The 12,672-nt window shown below is 47.9% G+C and carries 10 protein-coding genes; 7 read left to right on the top strand and 3 right to left on the bottom strand.

The window, feature by feature from the left end:
* Nucleotides 1–417: 417 nt before the first annotated feature.
* From AR333_RS17100 to AR333_RS17075, 6 genes are all read left to right on the top strand, one after another.
* The gene (locus AR333_RS17100) at nucleotides 418–735 is read left to right on the top strand and encodes a thioredoxin family protein (RefSeq protein WP_253735890.1); all 318 of its coding nucleotides are present in this window, start codon (nucleotides 418–420) and stop codon (nucleotides 733–735) included.
* Nucleotides 736–950: 215 nt separating this feature from the next.
* Nucleotides 951–1,325 (top strand): hypothetical protein, encoded by a 375-nt coding sequence (locus tag AR333_RS17095; protein ID WP_068776586.1) that lies wholly within the window; start codon nucleotides 951–953, stop codon nucleotides 1,323–1,325.
* Nucleotides 1,326–1,564: 239 nt separating this feature from the next.
* A complete protein-coding gene (locus AR333_RS17090) occupies nucleotides 1,565–3,298 on the top strand; it encodes a methyl-accepting chemotaxis protein (protein ID WP_172798886.1) in 1,734 nt (577 codons plus the stop codon).
* Nucleotides 3,299–3,675: 377 nt separating this feature from the next.
* The gene (locus AR333_RS17085; protein ID WP_068776584.1) at nucleotides 3,676–4,323 is read left to right on the top strand and encodes a response regulator transcription factor; all 648 of its coding nucleotides are present in this window, start codon (nucleotides 3,676–3,678) and stop codon (nucleotides 4,321–4,323) included.
* Nucleotides 4,324–4,471: 148 nt separating this feature from the next.
* Entirely contained in the window at nucleotides 4,472–5,707 is a 1,236-nt protein-coding gene (locus tag AR333_RS17080; protein WP_253735889.1) for a cell wall metabolism sensor histidine kinase WalK, read from the top strand.
* A gap of 70 nt (nucleotides 5,708–5,777) precedes the next feature.
* Nucleotides 5,778–6,728 carry a metallophosphoesterase gene (locus AR333_RS17075; protein WP_253735888.1) on the top strand — a complete coding sequence of 317 codons (951 nt, stop codon included), beginning with the start codon at nucleotides 5,778–5,780 and terminating at the stop codon, nucleotides 6,726–6,728.
* Here AR333_RS17075 and AR333_RS17070 read toward each other — a convergent pair.
* Entirely contained in the window at nucleotides 6,697–7,575 is an 879-nt protein-coding gene (locus AR333_RS17070; protein WP_068776581.1) for a LysR family transcriptional regulator, read from the bottom strand. The genes AR333_RS17075 and AR333_RS17070 overlap by 32 nt on opposite strands.
* A 160-nt stretch (nucleotides 7,576–7,735) precedes the next feature.
* Here AR333_RS17070 and AR333_RS17065 point away from each other — a divergent pair, with 160 nt between their 5' ends.
* On the top strand, nucleotides 7,736–8,725 hold the full coding sequence (locus tag AR333_RS17065) for a DMT family transporter (RefSeq protein ID WP_068776580.1): 990 nt from the start codon (nucleotides 7,736–7,738) through the stop codon (nucleotides 8,723–8,725).
* An 83-nt stretch (nucleotides 8,726–8,808) separates the two neighbouring features.
* Here AR333_RS17065 and AR333_RS17060 read toward each other — a convergent pair whose 3' ends face one another.
* Both AR333_RS17060 and AR333_RS17055 read right to left on the bottom strand, forming a co-directional pair.
* Nucleotides 8,809–9,870: an LLM class flavin-dependent oxidoreductase gene (locus tag AR333_RS17060; protein WP_068776579.1), complete on the bottom strand. Its 1,062-nt coding sequence runs from the start codon at nucleotides 9,868–9,870 to the stop codon at nucleotides 8,809–8,811.
* A gap of 289 nt (nucleotides 9,871–10,159) precedes the next feature.
* Nucleotides 10,160–12,568: a bifunctional diguanylate cyclase/phosphodiesterase gene (locus tag AR333_RS17055; RefSeq protein ID WP_068776578.1), complete on the bottom strand. Its 2,409-nt coding sequence runs from the start codon at nucleotides 12,566–12,568 to the stop codon at nucleotides 10,160–10,162.
* Between the last annotated feature and the right edge of the window lie 104 nt (nucleotides 12,569–12,672).

The raw sequence follows: 12,672 nt of genomic DNA, 5'->3' as shown, positions 1-12,672 counted from the left end.
CTCCTCTATAGGTGCATACTTATTGTGTTCCAGCTAAACTAGCTTGATAACTCTTCTGTTCATAAAAAACAGCCGCCGGACGTTCCGGCAGCCAACGTGATGATGATCGTGCAGGCAACAAATAAAGACTCAAGACAGAGGGTACAAATAAGCATGGGCCTCTCTGGTGAGAATCCTTTTATTATAAGGAACTTTTCTCAAAAGGAGTAGTAACAGAGGTTGTTCCATATCTTGGACACGGAGACTGACGAATCTAGTTTATCACCTGCCGGATCATTCACAATTGTTCGAGGATCGAATCTCGCTCTTCTCATGTAAGGTATACTAAAGAGCAGATGCACTTGATATTCGGGGTTGTCACGCAATACAAGCTTATTATGAATGATGGATGGAGGTATCTAAAGGATGCATCAATTAATGAATCTAAACGATGTGAAGAAGACCATCGGGGAAAAGCCGCTGGTTCTTATGGTCATCAAAACCGGCCAATGTGGAGTATGCGAATCCGTCCAGGCGAAAGCAGCCATCATGCTGGAATCCCACAAGGACATTACAGGCATTTATGTCTACATGGAAGATGCGCCGGATGCCGCTTCCGAATACCTGGCGTTTGCGGCGCCCACCGTCCTTCTTTTCTACGAAGGAAAAGAAGTCTACCGCGCCGCCCGCTTTGTGCGCTTGGACGAGCTGGAGTATGTGCTCACCCAGTATGAGGAAGCTTGGAGAGAAGGTTGAGCAGAGGGAGCCGGGCCAACTGCCCTCATACTTATCCGACTTCTTCCATCCGCGTATCAATCCTAATAAAAAATATCCCGGCAAGCCGGCCATCACCATGGCTTACCGGGACATTCTCTCTGGGTATTGGCCAATAGTCTCGCTAAATCTCTTCCTGATCGGCAATCCTTGTATTCTCTTGTATATAGCCTTTTATTCCGAAAGGTGGAACTCAAATGGACAAACAAAAACTCATCCGGATCTTTGATAAACAAGCGGCCCAGTACGAAAACAAAGAGAAGATCCGAAACAAAAACGCTGGCGCCAGCATCTCTTACGTGAAGCAAAAGGCCATGTGCTTGAACTCGCTGTGGGTGCAGGCGCCAACTTCCCCTTTTATCCCCCCGGAGTCAAGATTACGGCAATGGAGCACGAACCCGGCCGCAGCCGCTGTGCAAAAAGCGCTTAATCCTCTCTTACATCGCGCTTTCGGATGCCATCATACGAGAAACATCCAGGAGCTCATTCACAAATCAGGTATCAAAATCCTAAATGCAGAAACTTACTGGATAAATATGGTACATCTTATATGGGCGAAACCATGCCCCTAATTGCCTGACTGTATAGAATCAGCGCCGCTCCTCTTTATCAAAAAGTTTTAGTTGTTTTAAATCGTTGAAATAAACTAAAATAGGTCTAATTACCCAATATTAATAATGATAATTATTATAGAACTTAATCCAGTTATTTCATTATAATATATTGGATTGCATGTAGTTCTGGAAGCAGCTATGACTAGATAAAGGGGACCGACTTAACAATGAAGTGGTATGCAGAGGTTAGGAAGAGGTTGGCATCACGGATTGCATTTGTAGTTATGATCGTTATCCTCCTATTATCGGCGGGGTACACTTGGCTACAGATCAGTAATATGAAGGCCACAGCGAATCAAGTGACGACAAGTTATGGGACGCGTATGGCCGAAAGCTATACCCGCCAGCTCGACACCAAGCGTTTGGAACAATTCATGGCGAATCCGCAAGAGGATGAATTGTATTGGTCTATCCGGCAGGATCTGGATCAATTCCGCAGGCAAATCGGGGCTCTCTATGTCTATTTTGTACGAATTGACGAAAGCCGGCGTCCGCTTATTATGATAGACGGACAGCCGAAGGATTCGGATTCCGCATCCCCCATAAATGAAGTAACGGACATTCCTCCAGCAGCCATCCAGGATCTGCTGAAGGGGACTACCGCACATTCGGCGTTAATCGATAATCCGCAATACGGCAAATATATTTCATCCTATGCACCGGTCAAACTTCCGGACGGAACCTTGCTTGGTGTCATCGGAATCGATACGGAAGCCGCAGTGACCGACAGCATTGCCAGCAGCGTCATCCGTGAAAGTATCCCTTTCTACATTCTCATGGTATCGCTCGCACTGCTAGGCATTGGACTGATCGTCTGGCTGCTCATTCGCGCCATCCATCCGCTGAAACGGATCGTATCCAGCGCGGAGAACGTTGCGGCAGGCAATTTCATGGAGGCGAACCGGCAGCTTCTTGAATACCCTGTACGCTCTCAGGATGAAGTCGGGGCCCTCTACCAGGCCATTGTCACCATGTCGGGCAGCCTGAATACGATCGTTGGCGGCATCGTATCGAGCGTTGCCCGAATGTCCGACCAGCTCGTGACCGCTTCCGACCGCTTCTCTGCGGAAGCGCGGGACTTGCTGGAGATGAACACACGGGTAAATGAAGCCTCCAAGCAAGTTGCCGGCGGCTCGCAAACTCAGCGTACCAATTCCGAAGAAGGCGCACGCGCGATGGAGGAGATCGCCAGTACCCTTCAGCGAATCTCCGAAGCCTCCTTGACGGTATCCGATGCTTCCGTCAATGCGCTTCATAGCGCTCAATCGGGCAGAAATACCATAAGCCGGATGAATCATCAAATTCGGACCATTTCATCCGCTACGGAAGAAACAGTCCAGCGTGTTACCAGCCTGCACGGCTACTCTCAGGAAATTGCGGGTGCTCTGGCCGCGATATCGGAAATTGCCAATCAGACCAAGCTGCTTGCATTAAACGCATCCATCGAAGCGGCGCGGGCCGGCGAGCATGGAGCCGGATTTGCCGTTGTTGCAAGTGAAGTCAGGGAACTGGCGGAGGATTCCTTCCATTCCACAAGCCAGATTGCTTCCCTGCTGCATAACATTCAGAACGAATCGCTCCGGATCAGTGAAGCGATGAAAAGCGGTTCTGAAGAAGTGCGTGCAGGGTCTGAGTTGTCCGAGGAAGCCGAGACTTCCTTCGCGAACGTAGTGGAGCTGTTCCGGCTTGTCAGCGAGCAAATTCGCGAGATCTCTGCTTCTACTGAGCAAATGACCGCCAGCTCTGAAGAGGTGTCCGCTACCGTGATCGAAATCGCCGACATCGCCAAAGCCACCTCTGACCAAACGCTTCAGATCGGTGAACTGACCGATCAGCAGCTTCATATCGCGCAATATTTCGCCGATTCTGCCAAAGAATTGAACGAGATGACGCATCGTCTGCGTGAGTCCGTTAAACAAATTCGAGTTTAGATCAGAGCTTCTGACAAGATGGTGACTTCATTCCTATCTTTCAGAAGCTTATTTTATGCAGATTTCGGGACACCTTCCGTCTTGTGCTTCAGGCGCATCTCTTCATCATCTGGACACTGCAACGATACGTTGTGGTGTCTTTTTTATCCCGCCGCCATACTGGTGTAACATACGTAACCTAAGATGGTTCTTGCATATAGGCCGGATCCGGTACATGGCTTCAATGAAAAGGATAGGAAAGGTTCAGCTTACAATGAGAATATCAATTTGGTTAACCGTCTGTTTTTTCGTTCTTGTGGGCACCCTATTTATCTACGGATTATCTGCAAACAATGTTCGTATGAAATAAAAAAGAAGGATTTTGAAGGAGCCGATTTATGAATATATTAATCGCCGATGACGAACCCTTTATGCTCAAGATTTTGAAGGCTTATTTTGAGAATGAAGCCTTTACGACATATCCCGCACAAGATGGTGAAGAAGCACTCCATCTATTTTATAACCATCCCATTCATTTGGCGGTTCTGGATTGGATGATGCCTAAAGTGAATGGTATCCAGGTCTGCAAGGAGATTAAAAAACAAAGCAACACGAAGGTGCTGCTCTTAACGGCAAAAGGAGATGTCGAAGATGAGCTGATTGCTCTGCAAACCGGTGCCGATGAATATATGAGCAAGCCATTCGACCCGCGTATTCTGATCCTGAGGGTTAAGAATTTACTCCAGATGGATAACCAGATCTATATAGGAAACCTCAAGATAGATATGGATGGGCAAAAGATTTTCAGAAATGGCGAAGATTTGCAGGCGACCCATAAGGAATTTCATCTAATGAAACATTTTATTGAAAATAGAGGAAGGATCATTTCGAGAAAAGCTTTGCTGGACCATGTCTGGGGATTCGATTATTTTGGCGAAGAAAGAACGGTCGATACACATGTCCGGAGATTAAGGGTAAAAGTCGGGAATCGTTTAATCAAAACACACAGGGGTATGGGATATAGCCTGGAAGAAACGAATGAATAGGTTAAATAAGAAATTCATTTTGCGAATTACTCTGGTGTTCTTTATAACGTTTATTTTTACATGGATAATGAATACTTACTTCTTACCCAAATACCATCTATACCAGAAAAAGAATGCACTTGCTGTCTTAACTGAGCAGTTTGAAACGATGGATACCGATCAGCTGCTTCAGCATGTGGAGGACCTTGAAAATAAGCATGGTGTGACAATCGTTTATACGTCAATGACTGAAAACAATAACAGTCTAAACACGATGATTCTAGATAAGTTGAATAAAAAAGGGATTACACTGAGTAAGTTCTGGATAACCGATGAAAGTATTAGCAAGCTGAATGAGCAGATCATAGTCAGAAAAATTTATTATCAAGAAAAATTGAAATCAAGCTTCCTGGCTACTTTTATGAAAAAGGACGATCTGCTTATTGTAGTAGGAGAATCGATCTCGCATTCTATAGACACGCTCAAAATCGTCAATCAATTTAATGTCTATATTTATGCGGGACAGCTCCTGCTGCTGATCGTGTTATCAGGGCTGTTCACGAAGCATATTGTTCAACCGCTTGCTAAAATACAGGAAGCTGCTGAGAAAATCTCAAATCTATCTTTCACCAGGGTCCATATTCAGACAGATGATGAAATCGAGTCTTTAGCCCGGAGCATTAATCAAATGAGTGATAAATTAGAACATGCACATCAAGCTCTGGAGGACAAAAACCATAATCTGCGGGAGTTTATCGCAAATATTTCACACGAGCTGAAAACCCCGCTTGCCTTGATTAAGGCTTACTCGTCGGGAATCAAGGACGGCATGGACGATGGTACTTATCTGGATGTGATCCAGCAGCAGACAGATGACATTTCAAGATGGGTCAATAAACTTCTGGAGCTATCCAAACTGCAAACCGATTCCTATACGATCAGCACTTTTGATTTCAGACTCTTGCTTCAGGACACTCTGCAGAAGTACCGAATCTCTACCCAGCAGCAAGATATCACAATTTCTGTGCATGACCGTTTACTTACAGATCCATGGGTGCAGGCAGATAAACAGAAGATAGACATGGTCCTTAACAATTTTATTTCCAATGCCATCAAATACACAAACGACAGGCTTATCCAGATTTCAATGGAAAACAAGAATAATCAAGTCCTATTTACGATTACCAATGGGGTTGAGATCGGAGACTCCCTACAATGGGAGAATATCTGGGAGCCATTCTACGTATTGGAGAGCTCCCGCAGTAAACTGCTTAGCGGAACAGGCTTGGGATTATCGATTGTTAGAACGATATTGCAAAAGCACGATTCCAAATTTGGCTTTCATGTTCATACAAGAGAAGTTGAATTTTATTTCTCCTTACCTGCAGCTCCGCCAGATAATTAAAAGGCATCGCGACTTATTCGTTGCGGTGTCTTTTTCTCGTGCTGTCATATAGACGTAACATACGGAACTTATGATTGTTCTCATAGCCCGAACAGATTTACTGCTGTACTTCATAAACCAAACACCTGATGAGAACGGAGATATTATGCTATCCACATCAACACCAATTAGCCGCCGGCAATTTCTGAGAAAGAGCGCTCAATGGACAATAGGTCTGCTGGGTACAGCCGGTTTATCCGGTATCTATTCACGCTGGATTGAACCGTACTGGATGGAAGTTAACCCTATAACTATTACGCTTGCGAAGCTTCCGCCGTCCTTTAACGGCTTTCGCATCGTTCATTTTAGCGACTTACACCTAGGGGTCGACTCCAAACCTGAGCATTTATCCGAGCTGGTAGAACAAGTCTGGCAAATCCAGCCCGATCTCCTTTGCTTCACCGGAGATCTCCTGGATCACTCAACAGCCTACATTCCAGAAGCAGTTGCCTTGCTTTCCCAGCTGCGGGCACCCTTTGGGCAATTGGCTATTCTGGGCAACCATGATGCTTTTGGTAACCGTCGGTCAGTGACACGGGGGTTGTCAGAAGCAGGTTTCCATGTGCTTCATAATGAACACGCGGCATTACGAAAAGGCAAGGATGCAATCTATGTAGCCGGTATTGATGATCCCTGGGTCGGCAAACCAAATATCCGGCAGGCTCTACTTGATATACCGGAGGAGGCTTGTACGACTCTCCTTGCCCACGAACCCGATTTTGCTGATGAATACGGCCAGTTAGCGGTAGATTTACAGTTGTCCGGCCACAGCCATGGAGGACAGGTGCGGCTCCCTTTTATTGGGACACTCTACACCCCTCCTCATGGAGGTAAATATTCAGCGGGCTTATATCAAATCCCAAACAGCCGGTTGCAGGTATACACTACGCGCGGCATTGGGACAACACGTCTTCCTGTACGCTTTAACTGCCGTCCTGAGCTCACATTGATTACTCTGGCAAAGGCAGATCTGCAGCACTAGTCCGGGCCACAATTTCATCAATGAAGCACTGCAGGGTGCTCGTTAAATAAGAATCCTTACGCCGGATAAAGATGGTTGTAATCTCGCGGTAAGGCTCCGGCACGCTATGAGCATACACGGTACCGCTGGCGACCAGATCCTTGATAGCCGATTCCGGAATAATCGTCATTCCGACTCCGGCAGCCACACTGCCGATGATCGTCCCGAACGTCCCGAACTCCATAATCTGCTTCGGGACGATTCCTTCGACCTTCAGCCAGCTTTCGAGCCTTCCGCGGTACCCGCAGCCTTTATTGTAGAGCAGCAAGGGCTTGGTTGTGATATCCTCCACAGCGAAGGTATCCGCCTTGGTAACCAGAACCAGCCTTTCCTGGATCACCTCGACCTGCTCGATTAACGGATGCCGGATCGGTCCTGTGACGAAGGCTCCGTCCAGCTTCATATCAATGACATCCTGCAGTAGCAGATCGGTTACCCCAGCCTTCAAAGATATTTCCACATTCGGGTACTTACGATAATAGGACGACAGGATATAGGGAAGAGCTGCTACAGTCTCTACTATGCCAATCTCAAGGACACCGTAAGGGTTCGATTTGTCTTGAAAGGTTTGCTTCATTTCATCTACTTTCGATAGGATTTCTCTTGAATACTCCAGCAGCCGCTTTCCTTCCGTGTTTAGAATCATCCCTCTTTTGTGCCGGTAGAATAAGGGGGTCTGAAGCTCTTTCTCCAGCAGCTTGATCCGGGCCGTTACATTCGACTGAACATAGCTGAGCTCTAGAGCGGCTTTACTGACACTGCCATGTGCCGCTACGGCCTGAAAGATTCTCAAATCATTTAACTCCAAGGTGCCTCCTCCTCTGCTTCCGATATGTCTATTTCTTCGTTCTGATATCATTATAAATGATGATAACCTTTATTTATAATCATTTTACTAAAGACTTGCATCTCCCCTATGATGGTTGTTGTACAATAAGCCGGCATTTACATACTAGGGAGAGACACACATGCTAAGCAAACAAGTCATCATCGGTTCCATTCTGTGCCTGATCGCGAGTATGTCCTGGGGAGCTATGTTTCCCGTTGCACATGTAGCCTTGCAGCAAATTGATCCGTTCTATTTCTCGTTTATCCGCTATTTAATCGTGGGCGTTATTCTCACCTTGCTTCTCTGGATGAAAGAAGGCCGATCTTCTTTTCGTTTGGAGGGAAGAGGCAAGGCCTTGCTGTTCTTCGGAACGATGGCATTTACCGTCTATAACATGTTCGTCTTCTTCGGACAATCTCTCATGGGGGAGCCGGGTACTGTAGCCGCTTCGATAATGGAAGTACTTATGCCGATGATCTCCATTATGGTCTTATGGATTACGACCCGAAAAGCACCCAAATCCTACATGCTCACGAGTGTAGTTGTCGCCCTTATCGGCGCCTTACTTGTGATCACCAAAGGTGAACTGGCTTTTTTCATGACAGCCGGGCAAAATCTTCTTCCGCTGCTGCTGATTTTTATCGGCGTTGTGGGATGGGTCGTGTATTCGATGGGGGGAAGCCAGTTCAGGGATTGGTCGATCCTGCGTTATTCTACTCTAACCTGCTTGCTGGGGAGCGCCGTATCCTTTGTAATCGTTACACTCGCCTCCGTCTTCGGCTTACTTCCGGTGCCTGCCTGGGACACTCTGCTTTCGATCAAATTTGAAATGTCCTTTATGATCTTACTGCCGGGACTAGCTGCCTTACTATGCTGGAATTCAGGAATCAAATTGCTATCCCCGCTTAACGGAATCTTATTTATCAATTTTGTTCCGATTACCACATTCGTTATTATGGCTTTCCAAGGCTACCGGATCAGTATGTATGAGATCTACGGCACCCTGCTCATTATCTTTGCCCTGCTCATGCACAACGTGCAGCAGAGAAAAACCGAGCGCGCAATAACACCCAGACCTTATATATCATCTCCTGATCCAAAAGTTGAAATGATTAAGACTGCCCCGTAAGTTAGAGGGCAGTCTTTGGGCTGTGAACATTGAAATATATATTCATATGCGGTGGAGCACAATTGCTCAGGGACACGCCCGTTTTATGACTTCGCTTCGTTCTCGGCTTCCCATCTGGCTATCTCATCCCGAACCTTCGGCGCCACCTCTGTACCCAGCAGCTCAATGGCTCTCATAACATCTTCATGAGGCATCGTGCCCAGCGGTACATGCAGCATAAAGCGGGTGATGCCTACGTGTTTGCGGAGGTGAATGATCTTCTGCGCCACGGTCTGCGGATCACCAACGTACAGCGCTCCTTCAAAGCTCCGCGCGGCATCGTAACTGGAGCGGTCATAATGCCCCCAGCCCCGCTCCCGCCCGATCGCATTCATACTTGCCTGGGTGGGGAGGAAGAACTTATCCGCCGCAATCTGGGCATCCTCGGCAATGAAACCGTGCGAGTGGGACGCTACGGGCAGCTTGGAGGCGTCATGGCCTGCGTGAGCAGCCGCTCTCTTATACAGCTGTACCAGCGGGGCAAACTGCAGCGGGCTTCCTCCGATAATCGCCAGCACAAGCGGCAGTCCGAGCAGGCCTGCGCGGATGACCGATTCCTGATTTCCCCCGCTGCCAATCCACACGGGTAAAGGATTCTGAACCGGACGCGGATACACCCCCAATTGTTGAATCGCAGGCCGATGACCGCCCTTCCATGTCACTTTCTCCGACTCCCGGATTTTCAGCAGCAATTCCAGCTTCTCATCGAACAGCTCATCGTAGTCATTCAAATCATAACCAAAGAGGGGGAATGATTCGATAAAAGAACCACGGCCCGCCATAATCTCAGCCCGCCCATTCGAAATTCCGTCGAGTGTAGCGAAATCCTGGAATACCCGCACCGGATCGGCAGAAGAAAGCACCGTAACCGCACTCGTCAGCCGGATTCGCTGCGTCTGGGATGCGGCCGCGGCCAGTACGACTGCCGGTGAGGACGCCGCATAATCTTTGCGGTGATGTTCACCTACGCCATATACATCCAAACCTACCTGATCGGCAAGTACAATTTCCTCGACCACCTCGCGGAGCCGCTGTGCATGACTCATTACCTCTCCGGTTTGAACATCCGGCGAAGTTTCTACAAACGTGCTTATTCCTATCTCCATTTATCTTCACCTCTACTTCTAATAGTCTGTTCCTGACAGCCGTTTAGTACACAAATCCTATCCAAACGGATGTCTTTATTTTGACCCCTTCGCTTATTTTTTTCAAGTACCTTTAAATATTTGTAAAAGTAATTTTTCATAAAAAGAAATTTCGGTTTACAATGGAATATTTAGGAGGCAGGACAAAAAACAGCATCCTTTAGTCCAGATGCTGTTCATCTAATCATTTAAATATAGATCCTCTGCGGCAGATCACTACAGCTGTGTCTAACGCTCCTGCCCTCACGCATCAGATACTCGTTATACCAGGAATTCTTTGGGGGACAAAGAAGCTCTCTTCGACCTCGTCTGCCGGAAGGGGCTTGCTAAAGTAATACCCTTGAATTTCCCGGCATTCCTTCTCCGTTAGAATATCCAGTTGATCCTTCGTCTCGATGCCTTCGGCAATGACATCCAGCTTGAGATGGTTCGCCATGGAGATAATGGTGGCTACAATCGCCTGATCACTCGAATTGTTTGTGATATCTGTAATGAAAGAACGGTCGATTTTGAGCTTATGGATAGGAAATTGCTTGAGATAACTGAGCGAGCTGTACCCGGTACCGAAGTCATCCAGACTGATGCGGACCCCCAGTTCCGATATTTCCTGTAAAATAGCGCTGGAAACCGCATGATCCATCATCATGCCTTCGGTAATCTCCAGCTCCAGATATTGCGGCTGAAGACCTGTCTCCAGCAAAATGCTTTTAACGGCATCCACGAGGTTGGAATGATGAAACTGCTGCGCGGATAAATTGACAGAGACCGGAATTAGCGGCCCCCCCGCTTGATGCCACCGCCTCATTTGCAGGCAAGCTTCGCGCAGAACCCATGTGCCGATCTCCAGAATCATACCGGACTCTTCGGCAATCGGTACAAAGACCACGGGGGAGATCATCCCTCTCTGCGGGTGATCCCAGCGTACCAGCGCCTCGACTCCAATCATCCGGCTGTTCTTGGTACTTATCTGAGGCTGGTAATGGAGAACCAGCTCTTGTCTCTGTACCGCTTTACGCAGATCATTTTCCAGCTCTAACCTCTCCAATATCCGTTTATCCAGTTCATTGGAAAAAAGAAGATGGCCGTTCTTCTCCCTCTTCTTAACTTCGTACATAGCGGTGTCCGCATTTTTAAGAAGCTGCACCGGGTCCTTGCCATGCTCGGGATATAGAGCGATTCCTATACTTGCCGTAACGTAGAAATCATTATCTTTTAACCGGTAAGGTGCTTGAAGGGACTGGATAATCTGCCCGATCAGCTCGGCAGGTTCTTCCCCGGGGGTGCGGATAGGACTTATAAAAGTAAACTCATCCCCGCCCATCCGGGCCAGGAACACTCCGCTGCCTTCGATGCTCTGCCGCATCCGCTCACTTACCATCTGCAGGAACAAATCCCCATAGGTGTGTCCCAGGCTGTCATTAATGAATTTGAACCTGTCGATGTCCACCATCAGGACGGCAAACGGCTCCGCCTCCGAATCCGGCAGGGAGATTCTTTGTACAAGCTTGTCGTTAAAGTGGCGCCGGTTGGGCAAGTCCGTCAATTCATCGTGATAAGCCAGATGGCGGATCCGTTCTTTGGAACGTTTCTCCTCCGTAATATCTTTAGCTATAATATGATTGCCAACCCGTTTTCCCTCAATTTCTACAGGGACATTAAGGATCGCCAGCTCGATCTTCTCACCGGAAGACCGTACCAGCGCGGTCTCATGTCTGGTGTTCCCCTTCTCTTCCTCCGGCAAGCTTAACCCGAGTGCGGAGATATGCCCTTGCATGTAATCCGATTCGTTAAGCCCCGTCATTTGCGTAACGGCCGGATTAAAGCCGATAATCCGGCCCCCGGTATCGACCGAAATAATCCCATCGGAATTATTTTCATACAAGGACCGGTACCATCGTTCGTGCTCCTGCAAAGCCAGGTCCTTTTGCGACAACCGCTTGTTCACCAAAATCCCGAGCAGCGTCATACCAAGCAGAACCAGCGTCCCCGCTGCAATCGCGTAAGCGAGCACTTTTGAATCGAACAGCAGGTCCTGTGAGACCCGTGTAATATCTTTGGGATAGAAGCGCGCCGCTGCCATACCTGTATAGTGCATGCCTGCAATAGCCGCGCCCATAATGAGGCCGCTGCACAATTTATATAGCCCGATATGTCCCGTATGTTTCTTGCGGAAATAGAACAACAGCCAGAGTGCCGCGAAGGAGGCCGCTGCCGCAATAAGAACAGATAGCAGGACCACCTTCGGATTATATTCAATGTTCACGACCATAGCGGCCATACCGATATAATGCATCCCGCTGATCCCGGCGGCCATCAAGGTTCCACCAATGAGCAGGTGCTTCATCCCCATCTCGCTTTGCCCAACTACATACAAGGCGATTGCGGAGACGGAGACCGCCAGCAGAATCGAGAGCAGCACATAATCGATTTCATAGGAAACTTCCAGCGGCAGAGAATACGCAAGCATGCCAACAAAGTGCATCGACCATATACCCAGACCCATCGATATTGCGCCGCACAGTAACCAGACCGGGCGGGCGCGGCCTTTTGCTGTACTGACTCTCTCTGCCAAATCAAGAGCCGAGTAGGCGGCAGTCACCGCAATCAGAAACGACAATCCTACAAGCCAACTGTTATAGGTTCCGTGCAAATGTTCCATGATTAATCTCCCTGGTGATTGTGGTCGTAAGTCTCATACGGCGAACCAATTAAGAACCTATTAAGACTCTACTGGATTCGCCGCTGCTGCTCTTTCATCCTGCC

The sequence above is a fragment of the Paenibacillus sp. FJAT-26967 genome (assembly GCF_001541095.1).
Classification (GTDB): domain Bacteria; phylum Bacillota; class Bacilli; order Paenibacillales; family NBRC-103111; genus Paenibacillus_F.
The sequence above is the reverse complement of the archived record's forward strand: the minus strand, read 5'-3'. Positions and strand labels throughout refer to the sequence as shown.